This window comes from Algoriphagus lutimaris, assembly GCF_017051705.1.
Classification (GTDB): Bacteria; Bacteroidota; Bacteroidia; order Cytophagales; family Cyclobacteriaceae; genus Algoriphagus; species Algoriphagus lutimaris.
This window is the reverse complement of sequence record NZ_JAFIDJ010000001.1, coordinates 936,243-960,650: the sequence shown is the minus strand read 5'-3', so window position 1 is coordinate 960,650 and position 24,408 is coordinate 936,243. Positions and strand designations below refer to the sequence as shown.

Annotated in this window: 19 protein-coding genes; 9 read left to right on the top strand and 10 right to left on the bottom strand. The window is 38.8% G+C overall.

The window, feature by feature from the left end; translation table 11 throughout:
• Window positions 1-178 precede the first annotated feature (178 nt).
• From JYB62_RS03920 to JYB62_RS03910, 3 genes are read left to right on the top strand one after another with little or no spacing between them, the layout of a single operon-like run.
• Complete coding sequence (locus JYB62_RS03920; protein WP_243431435.1) at window positions 179-1,255, top strand: carboxypeptidase-like regulatory domain-containing protein; 1,077 nt, start codon at window positions 179-181, stop codon at window positions 1,253-1,255.
• Between the two features lie 24 nt (window positions 1,256-1,279).
• On the top strand, window positions 1,280-3,148 hold the full coding sequence (locus tag JYB62_RS03915) for a gamma-glutamyltransferase family protein (protein ID WP_205644121.1): 1,869 nt from the start codon (window positions 1,280-1,282) through the stop codon (window positions 3,146-3,148).
• A 51-nt stretch (window positions 3,149-3,199) separates the two neighbouring features.
• The gene (locus JYB62_RS03910; RefSeq protein ID WP_205644120.1) at window positions 3,200-4,654 is read left to right on the top strand and encodes an amidohydrolase; all 1,455 of its coding nucleotides are present in this window, start codon (window positions 3,200-3,202) and stop codon (window positions 4,652-4,654) included.
• A 93-nt stretch (window positions 4,655-4,747) separates the two neighbouring features.
• On the opposite strand, the gene JYB62_RS03905 is transcribed toward JYB62_RS03910, so the two are convergent.
• From JYB62_RS03905 to JYB62_RS03885, 5 genes are all read right to left on the bottom strand, one after another.
• The gene (locus JYB62_RS03905; RefSeq protein ID WP_205644119.1) at window positions 4,748-5,095 is read right to left on the bottom strand and encodes a hypothetical protein; all 348 of its coding nucleotides are present in this window, start codon (window positions 5,093-5,095) and stop codon (window positions 4,748-4,750) included.
• Between the two features lie 72 nt (window positions 5,096-5,167).
• Window positions 5,168-6,835 (bottom strand): DUF6909 family protein, encoded by a 1,668-nt coding sequence (locus JYB62_RS03900; protein WP_205644118.1) that lies wholly within the window; start codon window positions 6,833-6,835, stop codon window positions 5,168-5,170.
• A gap of 25 nt (window positions 6,836-6,860) precedes the next feature.
• Window positions 6,861-7,439, bottom strand: coding sequence for a peptide-methionine (S)-S-oxide reductase MsrA (gene msrA, locus JYB62_RS03895; protein ID WP_205644117.1), 579 nt, complete (start codon window positions 7,437-7,439; stop codon window positions 6,861-6,863).
• 32 nt (window positions 7,440-7,471) lie between these two features.
• Window positions 7,472-7,723 carry a hypothetical protein gene (locus JYB62_RS03890; RefSeq protein ID WP_205644116.1) on the bottom strand — a complete coding sequence of 84 codons (252 nt, stop codon included), beginning with the start codon at window positions 7,721-7,723 and terminating at the stop codon, window positions 7,472-7,474.
• A gap of 5 nt (window positions 7,724-7,728) precedes the next feature.
• Window positions 7,729-8,271 (bottom strand): class I SAM-dependent methyltransferase, encoded by a 543-nt coding sequence (locus JYB62_RS03885; protein ID WP_205644115.1) that lies wholly within the window; start codon window positions 8,269-8,271, stop codon window positions 7,729-7,731.
• Between the two features lie 78 nt (window positions 8,272-8,349).
• Here JYB62_RS03885 and JYB62_RS03880 point away from each other — a divergent pair, with 78 nt between their 5' ends.
• Window positions 8,350-10,365 (top strand): LTA synthase family protein, encoded by a 2,016-nt coding sequence (locus tag JYB62_RS03880; RefSeq protein WP_205644114.1) that lies wholly within the window; start codon window positions 8,350-8,352, stop codon window positions 10,363-10,365.
• On the opposite strand, the gene JYB62_RS03875 is transcribed toward JYB62_RS03880, so the two are convergent.
• From JYB62_RS03875 to JYB62_RS03855, 5 genes are read right to left on the bottom strand one after another with little or no spacing between them, the layout of a single operon-like run.
• Window positions 10,362-11,543, bottom strand: a complete 1,182-nt coding sequence (locus tag JYB62_RS03875; RefSeq protein WP_205644113.1) for a hypothetical protein — start codon at window positions 11,541-11,543, stop codon at window positions 10,362-10,364. The genes JYB62_RS03880 and JYB62_RS03875 overlap by 4 nt on opposite strands.
• 11 nt (window positions 11,544-11,554) lie before the next feature.
• Complete coding sequence (locus tag JYB62_RS03870; protein ID WP_205644112.1) at window positions 11,555-12,781, bottom strand: YaiO family outer membrane beta-barrel protein; 1,227 nt, start codon at window positions 12,779-12,781, stop codon at window positions 11,555-11,557.
• Window positions 12,782-12,784: 3 nt separating this feature from the next.
• On the bottom strand, window positions 12,785-14,245 hold the full coding sequence (locus JYB62_RS03865) for a glycosyltransferase family 2 protein (RefSeq protein WP_205644111.1): 1,461 nt from the start codon (window positions 14,243-14,245) through the stop codon (window positions 12,785-12,787).
• The gene (locus JYB62_RS03860; RefSeq protein ID WP_205644110.1) at window positions 14,238-15,827 is read right to left on the bottom strand and encodes a hypothetical protein; all 1,590 of its coding nucleotides are present in this window, start codon (window positions 15,825-15,827) and stop codon (window positions 14,238-14,240) included. Before JYB62_RS03860 ends, JYB62_RS03865 begins: the two co-directional genes overlap by 8 nt.
• Before the next feature lie 3 nt (window positions 15,828-15,830).
• Window positions 15,831-16,190: a response regulator transcription factor gene (locus JYB62_RS03855; protein WP_074224210.1), complete on the bottom strand. Its 360-nt coding sequence runs from the start codon at window positions 16,188-16,190 to the stop codon at window positions 15,831-15,833.
• Between the two features lie 229 nt (window positions 16,191-16,419).
• Between JYB62_RS03855 and JYB62_RS03850 the strand changes: the two genes are divergently transcribed.
• From JYB62_RS03850 to JYB62_RS03830, 5 genes are all read left to right on the top strand, one after another.
• On the top strand, window positions 16,420-18,114 hold the full coding sequence (locus JYB62_RS03850; RefSeq protein WP_243431434.1) for an amidohydrolase family protein: 1,695 nt from the start codon (window positions 16,420-16,422) through the stop codon (window positions 18,112-18,114).
• 4 nt (window positions 18,115-18,118) lie between these two features.
• Window positions 18,119-19,504, top strand: a complete 1,386-nt coding sequence (locus JYB62_RS03845; protein WP_205644109.1) for an amidohydrolase — start codon at window positions 18,119-18,121, stop codon at window positions 19,502-19,504.
• 22 nt (window positions 19,505-19,526) lie between these two features.
• Window positions 19,527-20,828 (top strand): amidohydrolase family protein, encoded by a 1,302-nt coding sequence (locus JYB62_RS03840; protein ID WP_205644108.1) that lies wholly within the window; start codon window positions 19,527-19,529, stop codon window positions 20,826-20,828.
• Window positions 20,829-20,913: 85 nt separating this feature from the next.
• Window positions 20,914-22,077: a C40 family peptidase gene (locus tag JYB62_RS03835; protein WP_205644107.1), complete on the top strand. Its 1,164-nt coding sequence runs from the start codon at window positions 20,914-20,916 to the stop codon at window positions 22,075-22,077.
• Window positions 22,070-24,175, top strand: a complete 2,106-nt coding sequence (locus tag JYB62_RS03830) for a M28 family peptidase (RefSeq protein WP_205644106.1) — start codon at window positions 22,070-22,072, stop codon at window positions 24,173-24,175. The genes JYB62_RS03835 and JYB62_RS03830 overlap by 8 nt, the downstream gene beginning before the upstream one ends.
• Window positions 24,176-24,408: the final 233 nt, after the last annotated feature.

Sequence of the window (24,408 nt, the reverse complement as noted above, 5' to 3'; positions counted from 1 at the left end):
TGGTAAACAATCAGTTTAATTTGTGTAAATATAAGCCAATATTAGGCATATAGGCAAAATAGGCTTTTTACTTTACATTCTTCTTGAATTCTTAAAATATAAATTGTATCCAGTGAAAAACTGAAATCATTACATCAATTTGAGTTATATTTCTAATAAATCCCTAAAAACCCAAATCATGAATACCTTCCTAATAAAGCTATTACCTAAGCTCTTATTTGTACTCATGTCTTTCTTCCATGTCATCCTTGTGACTGGTCAGACTTTTCATATAAAAGGAAGAATAATGGATGCTGATACCAAAGAGTTTTTAGATGGCGTAAGTGTGACGCTGCGTGGGACAGCCTTTGGGGAAATTTCAAGTAAAGGTGGGAATTTTATGATTGACCAGATAGTGGGAGATAAATACACCTTAGCTTTAAATCTACCAGGCTATAACAAGTTTGAGCAGAACGTTAACCTGACTAAGGATCTGGATTTAGGAGATCTTTACATGGTCAAATTTGGAGCTGAAGGTTCAGGTGCTGCTTTGCAAAAAACGATTCGAGCCAACAATATCACCAACCTGTTTAATGACCGGCCCAATATGATTGGAGGGAATATGGTGTATGGAATTCCTCCTGAACCCAAAAAACTGGAAGGCAATAATTATTTAGACTTGAAATGGAATAGCGCTTCCCTCCTGCTCTACAGGGATCAACAGGTATTGGAAGGGTTTAGAGTACGCTATAATATAGTATCCAACATGTTTGAATTGATGGAGCCTGAGAACAATCTTGTATCAGTCATGCCTGGACTCCGGATCCAAAATTTCGTCTGGGTGGATTCTACTTATAAAGTACCCCGATATTTTGTCAATGGAATGGATTTCAAAGATGAAGGTGCTCCAATTGCTGGCTTTTTTGAAGTTTTAGTGGATGGAGAATTACCGCTCATGAGAAGAACGATGGCAGTTTTCAAAGAATCTAATTATAATTCAGCTTTGATGGTTGGAAATAGAAATGATCAAATCATCAAAAGAAATGTGTACTATTTCCTGAAAGGCGAGGATGTAATAGAAGTCCCAAAAGGACGTAAAAAAATATTTGCCTTGTTTGGAGATTTAGCAGATGAGATGGCTAATTATACCAACGAAAACGGCATTGACTTGAAAGAACCCAGTGGATTATTTCAATTATTCACCTATTACAATTCTAAATTCCCTGGATTTAGACCTATTATGACTCAATTGTTAGAAGATACAGATACCAATTAAATCAACATACATATATCAAATTTCATGAAAAAGTTATACTTGATTGCTCTGATTTTCACTTCATTGAATGTGAGAGGACAGGGCCTTCCCGGATTAGGAGCCGGCACTACACCTAACAATAAACCGATTCTGCATGGAAAGAACTGGGTAGCCATTACGGGTAAGCCATTAGGAGCTACCGCTGGAGCTAGCATATTCCAACAAGGAGGAAATGCCGTGGACGCAGCTTGCGCCATGATTGCGGCAACTTCTACAATGTGGGATGTTTTGTCTTGGGGCGGAGAAACTCAAGCGCTAATCTACCATCCTATTGAAAAGAAAGTTATTGCTATTAATGCACTTGGATATGCTCCTACTGGGGCGACTGTTGATTTTTATAAATCCCAAGGAATGGATTATCCTCCTCAGTATGGTCCTTTGGCTGCAACCACTCCAGGAACACCAGGTGGAATTATGACTATGTTGGCTGAGTATGGAACCATGAGCTTGGAACAAATCTTAAAACCATCCATGGAATTAGCCAAAGGTTACCCAATCGAGGCACAAACAGCCAATGCGATGGAAGCGCAAAAGGCTAGAATCAAAGGATGGCCTTATTCTAAAAAGATTTTCTTACCTCACCTTGGGGAAGAAAGAGAAGCTCCTTCCCCAGGAGAGATTTTTGTCCAAGAAGATTTGTACCAGACCCTATCCAAATTGGTTGAAGCAGAAAAAGAAGCTTTAGCAGCAGGTAAATCTAGAAAAGAAGCTATTTATGCTGCTTACGACCGATTTTATAAAGGAGATATTGCTAAAGAAATTGTAAGAGGGACTAGAGAACAAGGAGGACTTTTTACTGAGGAAGATTTGGCTAACTGGACTGTAAAGATTGAAGAACCTTTGCATGTAAATTACAAAGGAATTGATGTTTATAAGTTGCAGGAATGGACTCAAGGCCCGGCGTTGCTTCAATCCTTGAACATCCTAGAAAACTTTGACTTGAAGTCAATGGGGTATAACTCGGCTAATTATATTCATACGGTCTACCAAGCGATGAATTTAGCGTTTGCAGACAGAGATTTCTATTACGGTGACCCAGCATTTGTAGATTCTCCTATGGAAGGTTTATTATCTAAAGAATATGCCAAAGAAAGAGCAAAGCTTATCGGAGATGTAAATGATCCGAGCATTACTGCGGGAGACCCTTATCCATTTCAAGGGGAAACCAATCCCTATTTGGACATTTTGAATAAAAACAAAGCTTCCATTGCAGCACTTGAACCCTCTCAATTCAACAGTACTTTGGATGAACAGTTTTTAGCAGATTTTCAAAGTGGAACGACTTCAGTGGAAACTGCTGATGCAGAAGGTTGGGTAGTATCCGTTACTCCAAGTGGTGGATGGGTTCCTGCTGTTGTAGCTGGCAATACGGGGGTTGGATTATCACAAAGAATGCAGAGTTTCGTATTGGATGAAAACCTAAATCCATACAACCTACCTGAACCAGGAAAGAGACCTAGAGTGACGTTAACGCCAAGCTTGGCATTGAAAGATGGAAAACCTATGTTGGCCTTCGCGGTGCAGGGCGGCGATTCTCAGGATCAAAATCTTTTACAATTATTCTTGAACATCGTAGAGTTTGATATGGATGTACAAGAAGCAACAGAAGCAGCTAACTTCAACTCTTACCAAATGCAAAGTTCTTTTGGAGATCACCAGGTAAGACCTGGGGCCATGGTGCTTAGAAAAGATACCCCAGATTGGATTAGTAAGGAGCTTTCAAAAAAAGGATATAAACTGGAATTATGGAATAAAACCTCAGGCCCCTTAAATGCCATCTGGTTTGACTGGAAACATGGTAGTTTTTGGGGAGGATCCAGTGACTACGGCGATGATTATGGCATCGCCTGGTAAACAAAGCCCATTATAGCCTTTCAATTTTTATCAACCAATCAATTTAGAACAGTGAAAAAATACTATATAAACCTCTTACTTATACCAGTCATATTGGTAGGAGGTGCTGCTTTTGGACAGAAAAAATCAAAACCAAATCCCTTAAAACAAGAGGTAATCCAGTCTGTGGATGAGCGGTACGTAGATCTTACAGACTTAAGTGATAAAATCTGGTCTTTTGAGGAAATCGCATTTAGAGAAACCCAGTCTGCAGGAGCTCTATCCGATTATGCAGAAAGTTTAGGATTCAAAGTCACTAGAGGAGTGGCAGAAATACCAACCGCATTTGTAGCTGAATATGGTTCCGGATCTCCTATTATTGGAATCCTAGGAGAATTTGATGCATTACCAGGACTTTCTCAAAATAAAGTACCCTATAAAAGTCCGTTACATCAAGATGCTCCTGGGCATGGATGTGGACATAACTTATTCGGAGTTGCCTCGCTTGGAGCTGCTGCGGCTATCAAAGATTTGATTGAAGAAGGAAAAATTCAGGGTACCGTTAGATTCTATGGTACTCCTGCAGAAGAGAAATTCTTCGGTAAATTATGGATGATCAGAGCAGGACTATTTGAAGATGTAGATGTGGTGATGGACTGGCATCCCGCTGCTGAAACAAAAACAGCAGTTCAAAAAGGATTGGCTTTAGTAGATTTCCAAGTTGAATTTACCGGGCAATCGGCTCATGCTGCTGCCGATCCATGGAACGGAAGAAGTGCTTCCGATGCATTAGAACTATACACCACTGGAATAAACTATTACCGAGAACATATTAAGCCTACCGTTCGAATTCATTACCATATCCAGGATGCCGGTCAGGTAGTCAATGTGGTTCCAGATTACAGCAGAATTTGGGTAAGGGTAAGAGACAGTAGTCGTGATGGATTGATGCCAGTATATGAGCAAGTGCAGAAAATGGCTGAAGGAGCCGCAATCATGGCAAATGTAGATTACAAGGTAAGTTTAATTTCAGGTGTACATGAGGTTTTGGTGAATAGAACAGGATCCGCTGCACTTCAAAAGAATCTGGAGACTTTAGGGCCTATTTCTTATACAGAAGAAGAGCAGGAATTTGCTAAGAAAATCCAAGAAGCTACCGGAAAACCTCAAATTGGATTGGTTTCAACAATTGAACCGATGGAAGAAACTGCAGAACATAGCATGGGAGGAAGTACAGACGTTGGGGATGTAAGCTATGTAGTACCGACCATTCGATTGTCAGCGACAACAGCTCCCAATGGAACTCCATGGCATTCATGGGCGGTAGTTGCTGCAGGAGGAATGTCCATAGGACACAAAGGAATGGCCTACGCTGCGAAAGCTTTATCGATGACCATGGTTGATTTATTCCAAAATCCAGAATTGGTGGAATCAGTAAAAGCAGATTTTAAAGAACATTTAGGAGATTATGTCTACAAAGGTATGATTCCAGCTGGGCCTCCTCCTATTAATTCAAACTTGCAATAAAATCTAAAAGAGGTTGTCTATTTACTACCTTGGATTTCTCATAGCTCGACTCAGTTCAATATGACAATTCAAAGCGTATTAGACAACCTTTTTTTATGCCTCTACAAAACCTAAATCAATCATTTTTGAACTGTACTTGGTGGGAACTTCTACATAAATACGAACTCCTGTGGTACAGGTACATGCCAAGCAAACAGCTATGGGATCCTCAGATTTAAACTTGAGTACTCGGGCATTCTTAATTCCCTCAGTTTGCAAATAATTGACCAGGTCTTTACTAATCTGATTTTCGGAACCACCCTCTGGATTAATTGCCAGCCATGGATCCGCACACCCTGTTTGGTTCCAGTAAAACTCTTTTCTGTTTTCATTGCCCTCAAGACAACTTTGAAAAACAAAAACAACGGTGAAAAGAAGTAGAAAGATTCTGAGTTTACCCATTGCTTATCCGATCAGTTTACGAGATACATCCAAGACGAAAATCGCAAGGGACTGTTAACTTTATGTTTGGAATTAGCCGAAAAGTTTTTCTAAAATTTTATAGGTAATCAGATAAGTGGGCCTTACCCCTTCCATTCCCAAAGCACCCGAAGCCAAGGTGCTTCCAGTTTCCAAAGGATTATCAGAAGCATAGTAAGCATAAAGCACTTTCACATTGGATTTGATACTCCTCCTGATTTTAGAGGCAGATTGTATGGCTTTTTGATAATGGGCACCTTCCATTTCTAGTCCTACTGCACTCCAACTAGACTTCATGAAGTAGGTCAAAATATCCCTGTTTTGAAGAGAAGTACCCAGCACTGTTATCATAGCCCCTTGGTAAACACCCAGACCATAGCCTTCAAAATCAGATTTCTTCAATTCATTTTTGAAAGGATAATTATCGGCTGTGCCCTCAAAAATATGTGAATTAGGAATCATTAGGTCACCTTTTCCCCCATAAAGAATTCCTGCTTTTCCCATGATACTGGTAGACTCTACGTTTAAGGGAATAGATTTTTTTCCTTTGTTAAACGGTTTTAAGAGTTCATCGAAACATTCATAAGCCTGCTCTCCAAATGCATAATCCATGACCACAAAAACAGGCTTTTTCTCCTCCTCTTTCGGTAATTTGACTCCGGGGATCAATTCATCCTTCTCCAGTAATGCCGTATCAATAATTTGAACGCCAATGTTGGTCCCAGATTCATCTGGTAAATCAATGAAACCATGCTTTTTGGCATAATCAATAATGGCTTTACCTTTATTGGATTTGGCATTTACACTAATATCCATCACCACTTTCTCTATTTCCTCATAGTTCTTTAGGCTTAATAGCTGGTGTCCATAAATGGTGTTCAGTACCGAATGAAGATTAGCCGAAATAACATGAATAGGTCTTTTGAGGAGTTCATGCTCATCTAGGGCTAATTTTATTCTCCTTGCCCAAAGTTCACCATATACATGGTGTCCTACCCGTTCTCTCAAAGTGGCCGAAAAAGAAATTTCCCTATCCAAGTTTTTAGTCTGTTCCTCTAAAGCAAGTCTACCCATGTGGTAGACTATGCTAAAAAGACTATTGGAGTTGGAGGATTTTTCAAATTTATCCACAGCACTTATGGTCTCTTCGAACGTCCTTCCTATTAAATGACTCAAATAAGCACTGGCGGCTTCTTTTTCAAATGGCTCACCAGCATCTTCTTTTTTAACCAATTCTTCTAACATGATCCAGTTTTGGGAGATTTTGCCTTTTGGATCCGTACTGTTATTAAGAATTTTTTTCGACTCAATGTACAAGAAAGTCAGGTGGGTTAAAATATCATAGATATCTGATCTCCCTCTGGTCATCTCCACATACATTACATGATCATCTAATCGATAGCAGTTTCTCTTTCTTTTTGGAGGGACAATTGGAGTCAAATGGGAAGTTTCATAACCTTCTCTGCTTATTAGGCGAACATAGCGACACTCTTCAATACCTCGAGGAAGTCGTTCCATCACGTAAAGCAGGCCATCCAATTCTATTTTTTCAGTGTCAGTAATGGTCCCATAGATTTCAGGGCTCAACACCATTAATGCATTGACAAGACTCTCACCAGAAATCCCCATAGGCTTGTAACTACCTCTAGTGAATAGATGCCTCATGGTGATATACATCTTTTCAATGGCGGATCTTGATTCCTGGGCTCTTGTTCGCTTCATTGTAAGCATATTTACACTTTAATAATTATTTCAAACTTTCCTTAAAGAATTTTTCCAGTTTGTTCACTTTAGGTTTGATCACAAATTGGCAATAGGGCTGATGCCCATTTCGATTATAAAAATCCTGATGATAATTTTCTGCTGGATAAAAGCTTAACAATGGAGCTATTTCAGTCACGATAGGGTTTTCAAACACATTTGACTCATTCAATTGTGATTTGAGATCCATTGCTATAGACTTTTGAGTTTCATTAATATAATAAATGGCAGAGCGGTATTGAGGACCAGAATCAGCTCCTTGTCTATTTAGTGTAGTTGGATCATGGGTGGCAAAAAACACCTCTAAAATCTTATGTAGGCTGATGATTTTAGGATCAAAATAAACCTGTACCACTTCTGCATGTCCTGTTGTACCTGTACAGATTTGATCATAAGTAGGTTGAGCTATAAGACCATTTGAATATCCAGAAACTACAGACTTTACTCCTTCTAATCTCTGAAAAACTGCTTCTGTACACCAAAAGCAACCTGCGCCTAATGTAATTAATTCCAAACCTTCGGGAATGGATACTTCTGTTTCTGGCAATTTCAAATCCTTATCCATGATTCATTTATGTTTGAATTAGAACAGATGATTTAGGATTTAGGTTTACCCAAACATCTTATTTTAATTGTTCGGTTAACAATGTCCTTAAATAAGTCCTCGGATGGTTGACCTTCTAGTTCAATTGTGCTTCCCTGAAGTAAAGATGCTATAAGTAACGCTAACTCAGGATAGAAATGTGTCCAGTCTTCCGGGTACATTTCTTGAATGATCAAATCTGGATAAAAGAAGGACTTTTTCTTTTTCCTGCACATTTCCATAAGGGCTGTCTTCAGGATATCCATTTCTATTAATTACAGATCATCACAAAAGCCGGTGGCAGATTCTTTAAAGTAAAACTTGATTTCACAGAATTGAAATGCTTTTTGAATAGGCTTTTCAATAAATAGGAATAGCATATCTGAATGAAATATCCACTGCTGTTTAGCGCACTTCTACTTTGCCTTAAGATTTCATCTCGGATTTCTGGTGAAATAAAACTAAAGGGCAAGGATGAAAAAATATAATCCACCTTTTTTCCATCTAAATATAGATGAATATTCTCTGCAGAATCGTTAATGATTTTCACATTTTCCTGAGGAAATTGCTTTTTCATAGCATCGCAAAAAGAAGTACTGATTTCAAATACCAACAATTCAGCATCAGGAGCCAATCGGTCCACAATTCCTTGTGTAATGCTTCCATCCCCACCTCCCATTTCAACAATTAGTTTTGCATCTGAAAGATCAGAATATGAAAGCATTTTATTTACTAACGATTTTGAACTAAAAGTCAACGCACCAGTTGTGCTCAAATTGCTGTAAAGTTCAAATAGAAGATCTGTTTTACTCATATAATTGATTTGTCAGGTTGAAGATACCCGATTTTGCCCTATCTTTTCAGTCTTCACTCAAAAAGTTATAGATCAATTATGGCCCAAAAAGCCGAAATCAGGTCCAATTTACCCCTGAAAATCCAAACCATCTTAAGATTCTTCTGGGGAATGGGAATTATGTTTTTATTTATAATGCTGATTATCAGGATTTTAGAATTAAAACTAGTCTTTAGTAATCACTTATTAAATTTTACCATATCTGATGTAATCATAGAAAGCTTACTGGAGGATGTAGGATGGTATCTCTATTTTATGGGTTTGCTGCTTATGGTTCATCTAGTAGTAAGTTTATTTTCACCTAAACTTGGAAGGGGCTTAACGCTATTGATTTTTGTGTTAACCATCATCATCCATGTAGCACTCATATCTTATTTCCTAAAAACTCTACTCCCTCTAGGAAGTGATGTTTACGCATATAGTCTAGAAGACTTACTAGCTACAGTGCAAGCTTCAGGACAATTAAACTTTCTTACGGTTTTCTTAGGGGTATTTGGAGCCGTTGTACTTGGATTGATTCTTTCTTTAGGTTACCGATTCATCAAGCTATCACTTAAAACTTATTTGGTAGTCAGTGGCGTTACCTATGTGTTTATTTTCTTCTATGTATTCTTCCCTATTACAGATAACAGCTCAGCCAATGAGAATAAAAGCAATGTTCAGGTAAATAAAACTCATTTTTTATCCCAAGCATCATTCAATTACTTCATGTTTGATGATAATTATTACTTTGATTTTTACCTGAGACCTTCCGGCAATGATCTGATTGTGCAAAAGGATTATTTTGATGACATCTATCCTTTTGTGCATCGAGCAGAATATCCTGATGTATTAAGTCCTTTTTTCGATAGCTTAGAGTCCAAACCAGATATCGTCTTCATTTTATTTGAAAGTTTAGGAAGAGCCTATTCCGGTAGAGATGCCTATTTAGGGAGCTTCACTCCTTTCTTGGATTCTTTGGCGGTATCCAGTTTAGTATGGGAAAATGCAATTTCATCCACCGGTAGAACATTTGGTATACTTCCTGGCACCATGGCTGGTTTGCCTTTTGGGAAAAATGGATTTTTGGAGTTCTCTCCCAACTATCCTAAACACGAAACCATTCTTAGTATTTTGAAAGAAAATGGATATGAATTGAATTTCTTTATTGGAGCAGACCAAAACTTCGATAACGAAGGGAGTTTCTTGGATTATCAAGAGGTGGATTTAATTGTGGATCAACAGAGCTATGGTCCTGAATATGAAAAAACGCCTTCTGAATCTGGTTTTTCTTGGGGTTACCCTGATAAAGCCATGTTCTCTAATGGATTGAGTAAACTACCAGAATCTGATGATTCTCCTCAGTTAAGGATTTTTCAGACTCAAACCTCTCATGACCCTTATATCGTTCCCAATCCCGAAATCTATCAACCTAAACTACGGAATTATCTTTCGAATGAACTGGGTTTCAGCGATTCCAAAGTCAATGACTATTTATCCTATGAGAATATTTATATGACTTTGCTCTATGCGGATGACGCAGTTCGCGATTTCTTCAATGAATATAGAAAAAGGCCAGAGTTTGAAAATACCATTTTCATCATCACGGGTGACCACAGACTTCCTGAAATTCCCATGTCTACTCGTTTGGATCGCTTCCATGTTCCATTAATTATCTATTCACCAAAATTAAAAGGACCAGAATCATTTAAAGGAGTGGTTTCACATTGGGAAATCACACCATCGATCTTATCCTTCCTGGAGAAACAAGTAGATTTAAACCTTCCGGAAGAGTTGATCTGGCAAGGTCAAGTATTAGATACCGCCAGAACATTTCAGTCCAACATCGCCATGCCTTTGATGAGAAATAAAAATCAACTACTCGATTATATTCATGGAGAATACTTCTTGTCAGACGGACAATTATTCCTTATATCAGATAGATTGAATATTGATCCGATCGTGGATACCCAAAATCTCAACAGGATGACCGGAGAGTTTGAAGAGTTCAAAAACCGGAATAATTACCTGATTCAGACTAATAAGTTGTTACCTGAAGATTTTCCGGAGAATTAATTTTTGGAGCTATAGGCATCCTCCAGAATTTTCGAAGTTAGAGGATAATAATAATTCCAGAAGAAGCTCTCTCTATCGGTATAATCAGTTACCAAGTGCAGACCTTTCCAAAAAAATGGAAGACCAGTAAACTGGGAGGAACCTAAATCCACACGTAAATCTGAATAATCACCTGCCAGATAATACAACTTTCCTTTACCATTGTCTTTGACTACAGCTGCAGGAAAAAATCTTGGCAACCCCATACTTCTCAATTTTTCCAACCCTTCAGATGTGGGGTTGATATCGTAATAGGAAATGACTTTATAATCCCGCTCAATCAAAACCACATCAAACCAATCCGGATAGGGAACTACTTCAGGGAGTAATTCACTTAATGGATTAATCTTTTGGGAGCGAATAAGAGGTATTTTATTCTGAAAATCTTCCTTAAAGGTTAGCCCCTCTATCCTTCCGTCTTCATGAATGAATATCAATCCGGGTCCAGAGGGCAACCAATTCCCATCATGCTGTTTTTTGTATTGAAACTTCATCCAATTGGGAAGCTCTGTATTCAACAAGGTGTCCATTTCATCAAAATATCTCCCGATCCAACCAGTCCATTGAAGCCCCATTAAGTTTTCAAATTCGGTTCTATTCTCCTTGGAAGTAGGACTTGCCATGGTATTGAATTCAGCTACAATGGTTTTCTCCTGATCTTTTGCCTCTCGTATCAACTCAATATCTTTTTCATCTAATCCTCCATAGATCTTCTTTGGAACTAAAGTGATTGAATTGTTATCTACTTTTTCTGTCGCCTCCATTACTCCATATGTATCAGTAATGAAAATCAAATCCAGATTAGATACTTTATCCTGAATCATTTGAGATGAATACTTGGAAAGATCTTTGATCTCTGGTTTAGGTTTCTCTCCAGCAGGATAATAACCCAAGTAATCTACTTTCCTATCATAAAAAGTCTGATCCCTTTTAGTATACTTCTGATGGTTTAGTACCCAAAACAAACTGCTATGTTCAACTAATCCAGGCCCTAAAACGGTTTTGTCAATGATTAGTAAATTCAGATTTCTTTTTGGGTAGAATTCCCAAATTCCATAACTAATCAATGGAAACAACACAAAAATGCCAATAATAGGCAGGGTGCGTTTTAGATAGATTTTTAATTCTTCTGAGATCATATAAGAGTTCCTTAAAATCTATATTCCAAACCTAAGGTGAAGTTGAGGTCATTTCGAAAGTTATCCGAACTGATCTCATCCTTGCTGTATCCAGTAAAAGCAGAGATCAAAAAACGAGGGCTAATCAATTGCTGATACCCCAGTCTGGCACGATAGGAATTTAATAATTGGCTTTGATCTCTATTCTCTTCATCTGGTGATACTCCAGAACTCAATTGAATGCTGAAAAAGTCTTCAGCAGTTTTGAAATAGTATCTGGCTTGAAAATTAGCTGATGTACTTACTTTTCCGTCATAAGGAATTACGTTGGCACGTAAATTCAACCACCAATTTCCTACATATTTACCCAGTGATCCCGTGATAATATGGGTGGCTTCTGAGAAGCCAAGATAACGATACCCTCCTTCTAATTCCCAAGCTTTATTCAAATTGAAATAGATGGAAGTTCCGAATCGGAACTTAGGAAAGAAACTTGCTCCAGAACCTCCAATATTAATATAGGCATAAGCCTTTTCTCCCAAAGAGGGATAAGCATCCAACTCGTATAAGGTTCCTTGAGAATCAAATCTTGAAGATTGTGTTACCCTTGCAATTAAAGACCCCGTCAGCTTAGTTCTTGTTCTTCCATAAAATGAAAAGGTATTCCACGGGGAAATAGCACCATTGAAGTTATCGTAATCATAAGTGACTCCGACAGCATTGGTTCTTCTTAGGCGTTGTAGGTTATTCATATAACCCAATAATCCTTCTTGATTATAGTCCTTTTCAAAAAGCTCCTCTGCAATGGCATAGGCTTCATCATAAGACTCTCTGAAATAATACAAACGAGACTCTTTATACCTCAAATCATCCGGTAATTGTTCATTGAAGTTTGATTTTGCTTTAGTAAGCACTTCATCGGCTTGATCATAGTCTCCTGCCCACATCAAATTATCCAAATAGGCAGAATACCCATCTGAATAAGTAGGAGACGCAATTATCGCACGTTCCAGGTAAATAGATGCAGAATCATTCTTTCCCTCCCAGGCATAACTTCTTCCCACGAGAATCAAAATATCTGCATAATCTGGATATTTATCCAAAGCCCTAAATGCAATTTTTCTTCCCTCCTGATATTTCTTGTCAAATATGAGCGTTCTCGCTTCTTTCAGTAACTCATCAGGATCAAATGAATCCTGTGCCATTAGAGAACCGAAACCTAAAAATGCAATAAGAAGTAGGAATACATTTTTTTTCATGGATTAGGCATTCGTTTCTGGTTCAAAATTCTTTCGGTCTTCAGATTTCTTAAATCCGGTCCGGATCATCTGGCCCCACCCTCCTTTACCTTTAATAAAGTCAATATGGCCTCTCAAACCCCACAAAACCACCTTTGGATGAATGATAAATGGTTCAATTAATACTGTGAATATTAATTTATTGAGGTCTTTTTTATCCTTGTAATTATGAAATGCAATTTGCTCATATAATATGCTAAAAGAGGAAACCAACAAGGAGAGTAGATATAGCATGGAAAACAGTGCGATAAAATAAAAAGCACTAAAATCCCCAATTACGATCAAGGTTAAGGTGTATAGAACTCCCAAGAGCTCCACAATGGGGGCGAATTTCTCAAATGCACTCCAATAGGGATAAGAAAGTAATCCTAATACTCCATACCTTGGGTTAAGTTTCACCACCTTATGAAGTTGTAAGGTTTCGATAGTACCTCGAATCCATCGGTTTCTCTGTCGGGACAAAACAGACTCATCTTCGGGTACTTCCGTCCAACACAACGGATCAGGAACAAACCCTACTTTATATGGGATTTTCCGCTCTTCCATGTAGCGACGTATTCTTACCACTAATTCCATATCTTCTCCAACAGTTTTAGGAAAATATCCACCCACGGCTAGTACCAAGTCTTTTTTGAAAAATCCAAAAGCACCGGAAATAAGCATAAGTCCATTGATTCTTGTCCATGCCATCCTTCCCATCAAAAATGCCCTGAAATATTCTATCACCTGAAATCTTCCTAGCAGGGTATTTGGAATCCGATATTTGGTTACGGTCCCATCTTGTACGTCACAGTTATTTGCAATACCGATGGCTCCTCCTACAGCAATTACTTTTCTGTTGGTTTCCTCCATAAAAGGTCTGACCATCCTAGTAATTGATTCATGGGAAAGAATACAGTCCACATCAATACAAGAGATGATTTCCATTGAAGCCACGTTAATCCCTGCATTTAATGCATCAGCCTTCCCTCCATTTTCCTTATCAATGACCAACAGTTTGCTAAAGGATTCATTTCTTGACTTATAAACACCTCTTACTGGTTTGCATTCAATTTGGTAATTGTAAGCATAATTGGTTTTAACCAACTCAAAGGCATCAATCAACTTTTGAAGGGTATCGTCTTTCGAACCATCGTTGATGATGATTACTTCAAATTTACCATAGTGCAAGGAAATCAAACTCTTAGCATTCTGAACTATATTTTGTCCTTCATTAAAGGCAGGTGCCACAATGGAAACTCCTGGAGCTATGGGGGAAGTAATGATGTCCTGATAATCAGCAAATCGATTTCTTCGTAAATGATCTCTTAACTCTAAGGCACTCAAAAACATGGTAGTCAGGTATATAATGATTACCGAAAAACTGACTACTAGGAAAAAAATCCCAAGTACTTCTAACAGAAAATAAAATAGGAAACTATACATGCTGTAAAAGAGGGTCTATAAGGTGAGCATGTATTTGATTCAATTCCAAGTCATTTGATTTGGAGATATATTCCTGATACATGGTTTGATCCAACTTCATCAGATTATCTAAGAATAACATCTTTAATTGGAAACTGGGTTGATCATTCAATAACTCAATTAATATATGGGCGGACACTTGATCCCCAATTACCCCGGAAGCTTTTGCTGCGGCTACGACGAGTTCAGGATTTTCTGACCTAAGACATTGATTTACAAACGTAGCCTCTGTGTGAATCCCTATGATTTTGTAGGTTTTTAAAATCTCTATTTTTTCCACATCATCCACATTTGGGGCAATTTCAGCTAACTGTCCTATCAAGTCTACCCTACCAAGCATTCTTACCAGCTTGTATCCAAATAATCGAATCGTTTGATTCTCACCATAAAAAAGGGTGTCGATATTCAAGGATTTCTGAATTTGCAGGTATTTGATTATCCGCAAATAATTCATTTGCTGCCATCTTGATAGTGGGTAGGACTGTTTTTTTATCGTGGAGAGGTCAACCTTTTCTGACAAATTTAAAAGCGTTGCGATCGATTGAGATCGGATGTAAAAATTGGAAGCATTGGTCAAATCCCTCACCACTGGTAAGGCTTCGACCACGTCCATTTCATTAATTTCAACCAATCCTCTAGTCACCACATCCCACCGTTTACTTTTAAGATTATTGTAAGAGATGGTATCCAGTTTAAATTTTTTATACAGTGATTTTAGCTTATCCTTAAAATCCCCTTTCATCTTTTTATTTAAAGAGATGATTTTATCAATCAATACTTCTTTAAACAGTTTTTTCTTAAAATCCTTTTCTGGAAAAATTGCATAGATATCAGCATCTGTCATTAAATTAATCTCCTCTTCCGACTTCTCAAAAAGCACTTCGGACAAAGGGCCGATGATTTGAGCTTCATATTTTTCTTTTAAGGCTTCGATTTTGGAATGTCTGGTTTTGATTACCACCATGAATAGGATCATTCCGATGGCCATAATTAAAAAGAATACAATTAAACTGACCACGATCACCAATTTGTAATCAGAGAAAAAATGAAACCTATATTTTACCATGGGCTCATAAGGAACCAAATTGGCCAGCATCACTAATTCATCACCTACTTCAAGACTGGATTCAGGAATAAAAATATCTTGATTCCTCAAAAGGTTACTTACATAATCTAGCGTAGCTTGGTAATCCGAAACTTCTTCATATACCAAAAATTCCGGTTGAAGTAAGGGTGGGTCAGACGCAAGGTATTCTGCCCCTGCAGCATACCAAGATGAAAAATTAGGATAGGTTTTGGATATCCATGTAGAATTATCCAGTTGACTGAATTGGAAAGTCGAATCTGCTAATAAGGCTTCCGACCCTTCCTTCAGTTCCAATTTAAACCTGTATACCAAGGCAGGAATTTCCTCTTGCTGCTCTAAAAATTTAAAAAAGCTAGTAGAATCCCTATAGGGCAAACTGTCTTGGGCGAAAGATTCTCCAAGATTAATCGTAAATAATACTACAATAAAATAAACTAGCGTAGACCGTTTTCCCATATATTACCTGATAATACGTTTTACCCGAATTGCTAATTCATTGGGATTAAATGGCTTGGGAATAAAATCGGCAACACCGAGATTAAATGCTTCCAATACAATCTTTTCCTCTTCCCCTAATGAACTTAATACAATGATGGGAGTGTCTGGTTTATTTTTTCTAGCGTAGTGAATGATTTCAATACCACTTTTAAAAGGCATCATTACATCGGTAATGATTAAATCGGGATCAAAACTCTCAATAGCTTTGGTACCCTCATTACCGTCTTGAACAAGATGAGTGATATACCCATCTTTTTTCAACCTAAACTCCACTAAGCTAGAAATCAATAAATCATCCTCAATAATCAGGATTTTTTTCATAATAATCAGGGTGAACTGGTGGTTAAAGATAATATTCTCAAACTAATTACAATAAGGATTCACCATTCAAATATTTTTTTCAAACTGCAATTGTATTTGGAGTTTAATAAATAGTATTTCAAACGCCTCGAATAGCCATTAATCAAAAAAATAGCCATAAAAAATAATTAACAAAGGATTCTGTGAAGCCTTTTGTTAGCTTGCTAGATATGTTTAACCATCAATCAATATGAAAAAAACACTACTTAAAGCGGGTGTTCTAGGTTTATTGGTCGCTGGATGGTTTTCTACCAACTCTCTTTATGCACAAAGTGATCCTACTGGTAAAAAACCCGTCACCAGCACCTATGCAATTACAAACGCAACAGTAATCACAGCACCTGGCGCATCTGGAACGAAAGCTACGGTTCTGATTAAGGACGGAGTTATTCAAGGAGTAGGATCCAACTTGAACTTACCATCAGAAGCACAGGTTATCGCGGGAGATTCACTATTCATTTACCCTGGATTTATAGATGGAGGAAGTGACGCAGGAATCACTGCACCTAAGGATCCAGAAAGACCCAAAGATTTTGTCTCGGCCAACCCTCCTGATGAAATTGCTGGTATAACTCCATGGAGATCTGCTGTGGATCAGTATGCTGCTGACGACAAAAGTGTAGAAGACTTCAGAAAAGCTGGTTTTACGATCGCTCAAATTTTACCTGATGGTGGAATGATAGCTGGAAAAGCTGCTGTGGTAGTTTTTGGATCTGAATACTCTACCAATGTATTGAAAACGAATACTGCCTTGGTTTCTAGTTTTAGAGGGGCAAGAGGAATGTATCCAGGCACTGCTGTAGGTGTTATGGCCAAATTCAGAGACATCTATCAAAACACGAAATTAACGCAAGGAAGAAGCAATCAATACCAGACGACTTCTGGGGTAGTGAGGCCTGAATTCAATCCTACCTACCAAGCGATGATGGAAGTAATCAATGGACAAATCCCAGTGATGTATACTGCCCCGTCTGAATTGGAAGTTAGAAGAGCTATTAGCTTACAGAAGGAATTGGGCTTCCAATTGATTTTAACTGGCTTAAATGATTATGCCAATGTGATCGATGTGATTAAAGCAGCAAACGTACCTGTATTAATCAGTTTGGAAATTCCTGATGATAAAGCGATCAAAGCTCAAAAAGAGGAAGTAGATGAGGCTACCAAAGCTCAATATTCCAGAGTCCAGGAAGCTTATGACAATGCGATCAAACAGGCTGGATTATTAGAAAAAGCAGGAGTGCCATTTGCATTCACTACCAAAGGCACCAAGTCTGGTGAGGTGATGAAGGTTCTTAGCTCTATGATTGAGCATGGACTAAGTGAGGAAGGTGCTCTTGCAGCATTAACCACCAATGCAGCAAGTGTATTGGGAATGAGCAGAGTGGCAGGCACCATAGAAAAAGGTAAAATGGCCAACTTGGTGATTACCACTGATCAACTATTTGCCAAGGACAGCCAAATCAAACATGTGGTGGTTGATGGATATATTTTTGAGTTTGATACCAAACCTAAGAAAAAAGCTGGCAACGAAGATTCTGAAGGTGCTGCTAAAGTAGCTGGCAACTGGAATTATGAAACTGAATCACCAGCTGGAAGCTCTGGAGGCACTTTTGAAATTGTACAGGATGGCTCCAATTATTCAGGTTCCATCTCCTTGGACAACCCTGCCGGAGCTGGTAAAATAAATACTGATTTAGAAGATATTAATGTCAATGGAAAGAACTTGACATTCTCTTTCAATATTGATGCGGGAGGAAATGATATTACCATTAACGTATCTGGAGAAGTAGAAGGAGAAAGTTACGATGGTACCATGTCGGTAGCTCAATTCGGTTCATTCCCCTTTAAAGCAACACTTAACCCAACCTTAATCGCAATCAAGTAAAGACATGAAAAAATTCAATTATTTTCTTGCTGCTTTGTTGGGACTGAGTATTACTTATGCTTCAGCTCAAACCAAAAAAGGTAGCGTTCTGATAAAAAATGCAACCGTATTGACCGTAACTGAAGGAACTCTAGAAAATTCCGATGTTTTGGTTCAAGACGGAATCATCAAGCAAGTTGGTCAAAACCTTTCTGCTCCTTCCGGAGTGGAGACAGTGGATGCCACTGGAAAATACCTGATGCCAGGTATCATTGACGCACACTCTCACGTAGCATTAGATGTAGTCAATGAAGCCACTGCTCCTATTGTGGCAGAGGTAAGAATGAGAGACGTAGTCAACCCATTTGAAGTAGGAATTTACAGAGCTTTGGCAGGTGGTGTAACCATCTCCCACGCAATGCATGGTTCCGCCAATGTGGTGGGTGGACAAAATGTTACTTTAAAGCATCGTTGGGGATCTGAAGATCCTGCTGATATCATCATGCAAGATGCTCCAAGAACCATCAAATTTGCTTTAGGTGAAAACCCAACCAGAGTCCATGGTAGAGGAAAAGGAACCCAGCCAAGAACAAGAATGGGTGTGGAAGCCATTCTAAGAAATGGATTTAACGAAGCACTTCAATACAAGAAAGCTTGGGAAGATTACAATCAAGCCTCCTCTCAAAAAGGAAATACAGAGGTAGCTCCAGAATACGATGAGCGTCTTCAGACTTTGGTAGATATTTTGGAAGGAAAAATCATCATTCACTGTCACTCCTACCGAGCTGATGAAATCTACATGTTGATTAACGTGGCTAGAGATTTTGGCATTGACAAACTGGTTTTCCAGCATACCAATGAAGGCTTTAAAGTAGCTCCTGAAATTGCAGAATACACCATGGGAGCTTCTGTATTTGCAGATTGGTGGGCTTACAAGTTTGAAGTGTATTATTCTACTGCTTTCAACGCGGCTATCTTAACTGAGAATGGAGCCATTACCTCCATTAACTCTGATTCAGCTGAATTAATCCGTCACCTATACCATGAGGCAGCAAAAACCCAACGTTATGGAGGAATGACTGATGAGCAAGCGCTTTCAATGATCACCATCAACCCTGCGAGACAATTGGGAATAGCTGATAAAGTAGGTTCCATTGAAGTAGGTAAGCAGGCTGATTTGGTCATTTTTGAAGGCCATCCTTTATCAGTATATGCAAAACCTCAACAAACCTACGTAGATGGAGTAAAATACTTTGATATCGAAACAGATGAAGACGATCAACGCCTTAGAGTAAGTCCTACTGAAATGGTAGAGCCCATCTTTATGATTGAAGAAGATCATCAGTGTATGCAGGGAACCGAATTGTATTTCTCTGACATTTCTAAAACTTTATTTAACACCAATTATTAATTCTCCAAAATCAATAGAAGACATGAAAAGAATGACTAAAGCCTTTTTCGCCTTCCTGATGGCCTTCTTGCCACTAATGGCAATGGCTCAAATTGATGGGGAATTTGTAAAACCTCGCTCAGGAAAGTTCTTGTTGCAGAATGCAACCGTGGTGACCATCACCAAAGGCACATTGTCCAATACTTCGGTATTGGTAGAAGATGGAAAAATTGCCCAGGTGGGCACAAATATCTCCGCAGATGGAGCTGAAGTGATCGATTGTACTGGAATGTTTATCTATCCAGGTATGATTGACAGTGGCACCAGACTTGGTTTGGTGGAAGTAAGCTCAGTAGCAGAAACCAATGATTATTCTGAAGTCGGGAATGTATCTCCTAATATGCAGGCCTTGACGGCAGTCAACCCTAATTCTGAAGCCATCCCGGTTACCCGAGTTTCTGGTGTTACTACCACCCTGACCATCCCATCTGGGGGTCTGTTTCCTGGTACCGCTGCATTGATCAATTTAGTAGGATATACTCCGGATCAAATGTATGCTGGTTTCAAAGCTGTAGTGATGAACTTCCCTTCTTCTGCTAGAAGAGGAAGATTTGATAGAAGATCTGATGAGGACATCAAAAAGGATAATGAAAAAGCACTAAAAGAAGCAAATGAGGTTTGGGAAAAAGCCCAAACCTATCATCAGCTTAAAAGTGCAGGCGCTACTTTAGAATACTATCCAGAAATGGACCAGATGGCAAAAGTAATTTCTGGTGAATTACCGATGATGATCGAAGTTAATGCTGCTGGTGACATCCAAAATGCGTTGAAGTGGATTGAAGGTAAAGATGCAAAATTCATCTTCTCAGGTGTAGCTGAAGGATGGAGAGTTGCGGGTGAAATTGCCGAGGCAGGGATTCCAGTTTTGGCAGGCCCTGTACAGGAACTTCCTACCCGTCAGTCGGATCGTTATGATGCTGCATATACCAATCCAGGCAAAATGGCGAAGGCTGGTGTGAAAGTAGCAATTAGAACCAACGAAGAAGAAAACGTAAGAAATCTTCCTTTCCATGCTGCATTTGCTGCTGCTTATGGAATGGGTAAAGAGGAAGCTTGGAAAGCAGTAACCATTAATCCAGCTGAAATCTTTGGTTTATCAGATATGTATGGTTCTGTGGAAGCTGGTAAAGTAGCCAACTTGATCGTTTCTACCGAGGATCCATTTGAGACGAAAGCCCAAATTATGCATGTATTCATCAATGGATATAAAATTCCATTGTCCAATAGACATATCAGGTTGTACCAAGAGTTTTTGGATCGTTCTCCTGGACTAAAGGCTAATTAAGATCTATTGTTTCCAATAAAACTACATTAAGCCCCAACTGTCAGGTTGGGGTTTCTTGTAGTTTTTTTTTGCTTTATATTCCCACATGAAGAAAAATTATTCTTTACTAATTCCCCTACTCTCCCTTGCTTTTGCCTGTCAAGAAAATCATGACAAAGAAGTACAGAATTTAATTGAAACTTACCGCTCAGAATTAGCTCCGGACAAAAGAGTTGCACTCTGGGACATTCAATTTGAAAATGATTCTTTGAAAGGTGAAACGGATCAAATAGAAGGTTTGGGAAACTTTCTTGCTGAATTAAACAAGCAGGAAATTAAATATGTAAATGCAGTCAAACAATTACCAGAAGAAGCTTTAGGAAATAATACCAAAGCATTGGTGACCATTTCAGTTGCCAATATCAGAAGTAACCCAAAGCATTCAGCAGAATTGGCTACCCAAGCATTAATGGGCACCCCTTTGAATGTATTGAAAGAGTCAGAAGGATGGTTTTTGGTTCAAACTCCAGATGGCTACTTATCATGGGTGGATCGGGCCGGAATTCAATTGATGAGTCCTGAAGAGTTGGAAGAATGGCATGTTCAACCGAAAGTAGTTTATACCAAATTAACTGGCCATGTTTGGACCAGTCCTGCACAAGAGGAAATGGTTTCGGATGTAGTAGCTGGAGATATTTTGAACTTGGAAGGAGAAAATCATAATTACCTGGAAGTTAGCTTACCGGATGGTAGAATTGGTTATATTCCGTCTAAAGAAAGTCTGTTGCTGGAAGATTGGTTGGCTACTAGAAGTACCAATCCGGACCAATTGATCTCTACAGCCAAGCAAATGCTGGGCGTGCCCTATTTATGGGGAGGTACTTCCATCAAAGGAGTAGACTGTAGCGGATTTACCAAAACCATTTATTACCTCAACGGACAGGTAATTCCAAGAGATGCTTCTCAACAAGTTCATGAAGGAGAAGAAGTAGATACCGATAAAAACTGGGAAAATTTAGAAGTAGGTGACCTCCTTTTCTTTGGAGAGAAAGCCTCTGAAGATAAAAAAGAGCGAGTGGTCCATGTAGGTATGTGGATTGGAAACAATGAATTTATCCACTCCAGAGGTAGAGTAAGAATCTCAAGTTTTGACCCAAATAGCCCCAATTTCGATGAGTACGAACTCAATCGATATTTAAGAACTAAACGAATTATCAACCAAAAATCTGACGGGGTTATTTCCGTCTCAGAACTTTTAACCAATGAGTAAATTTAAATTCAACCCCAAGAAATCCTTGGTTTTAGGAAGCTTGGCTTTGGCGCTTTCAGCTCAAGCCCAAGATGGTTTTTTTCAAAGTCATTTGGAGAAGCAAAAGGCCATTGAAAAAGAGTACCTGGATGCTGTGGATTTTAGCAGTTTCAAAGTACACTTAAAAGAAATTACTAAAAATCCGCACATTGCAGGGACACCAGAAAACGAACTGGTTCAGCAGTACATGGCCAAGGTAATGACTGAAGCAGGTATGGATACGAAATTGTATCCTTATGATGTATACCTTCCCAATCACCCGGGAGAATCTCATTTGGAAATTGTATCTCCTGTGAAAATGACACTTTCTCAACAGGAAGCTATTTTAGATGAAGATCCTTTTTCAGCAGATAAGAGATTGTACTTAGGTTTCAACGCGTTCTCTGGTTCCGGTGATGTTACAGCCGAAGTGGTGTATGTCAACTATGGTACAAGAGAAGACTTTGCGAAGCTCAAAGAAATGGGTGTTGACTTGACAGGAAAAGTGGTGATCGCTAGATACGGGGGCAACTTCCGGGGATATAAAGCCAAATATGCAGAAGAAGCCGGAGCTATTGGGCTAGTGGTCTACACTGATCCTAAAGACAATGGTTTTGTAAGAGGAGAGGTTTATCCAGATGGTCCTTATTACAATGAAACTACCATCCAAAGAGGATCCATGTTGACCTTGGACTGGACTGGAGATCCATTGACTCCCAATGAGCCAGCCTTGCCTTTAGACGGCGATAAAAAAGTAAAAAGATTAGATCCAAAAGAGGTTGATTTTCATACCATCCCAGTAACACCTATAGGATATGGTGCTGCCAAAGAAATCTTGTCCAGAATGAAAGGTCAGGCTGTTCCTGAAGCTTGGCAGGGTGGTTTACCTTTTGATTATAAGATCGAAGGTGGTTCTGATTTGAAAGTTCGTGTAATGGTGGATCAACCAGTTGATTTTATCCGAGCGAATAATGTGGTGGGAACATTCAAAGGTTCTAAATATCCTGATGAATGGATCATCTTAGGTGCCCATTTTGATGCTTGGAGCTTTGGAGCTACTGATCCGAATTCAGGTACTGCTATGCTACTTACCTTAGCTGAGGCCATAGGCAAATTGGTGAAAGAAGGAAAAGCTCCAGAAAGATCCATTATGATCGGTCATTGGGATGCAGAAGAGCAAGGAGTGATTGGTTCTACCGAATGGGTGGAACATATGAGAGATGAGCTAAAGGCAAATGCAGTAGCCTATATGAATTTTGACGGTGGAGTGAATGGAAGAAACTTTGGTGCCTCCGCTGCTCCTACCTTAAAGAAAATCATCATGGATGCAGCGAAAGATGTAGCTTATCCAGATTCTTCCAAAACAGTTTATGAAGTTTGGGCAGGAAAAAATAAAGAGCCTAGAATGGGTAATTTGGGTGGTGGTTCTGACCATATTGCCTTTTACATGCATGTGGGCGTACCAAGTCTAGGTGGTGGAACTGGAGGAATGACTCCCTACCATTCCAACTATGATAATTTCCACTACTACAGCAAATTCGTGGATCCTAGCTTTAAAATGGGGGGTACTGTTGCTCAGGTATTTGGTCTGGTAGCTTTAAGACTAGCCAATGGAGATGTGATTCCTTATGATGTACCTCGATATGCACAGGATCTTAAAGGGCATTTCGAAAATGCTGTGAAAAATGTGCAAACCATCGCTCCAGATTTTCAAGAATTTGATCAGGCAAATGCCGCTTTGGCACAACTTGAAGTAAGTTCTACATCTTATCAAAAAGCCTTGAATGCTGCATTGGCCAAAGGATCTGTTTCTGATAAAAAGTTGAAGAAAATCAATGAAAAGTTGATTGGCTTAGAAAAAAGCTGGATTGACCCGAAAGGGATGTACTATGGAGAATGGTACAAATCCTTATATGTATGTAATGATCCTTTCTCAGGTTATGCTTCTTGGATCTTGCCAGGTATCCAATATGAAGTAGCCATCAACCGGACAGAAAAATTAGAAGAATGGGATAGACGTTATGCAAAAGCAATTTCTAATTTGAGTAAGAAAATAAATAAGATTACAAAGTCACTTTAAGACTTAGATATTGAAAAAAGCCCTGAATCAATTGTGATGATTCAGGGCTTTTGTTTTTTAAATAACCTGAGCGAAATACAGCTTCATTCGGTTGCTGAAATAGGCCTTCGGCGATATAATATCTATTCTTTTTGTCAGTCCAAGCGGATTCGAGGACTTTGAGTTTTTTACTCCACTCTGCTTGACTATTCAATTGCCTTTTAGCCTATTAATAAACTCTCAAAGCTGTTCCC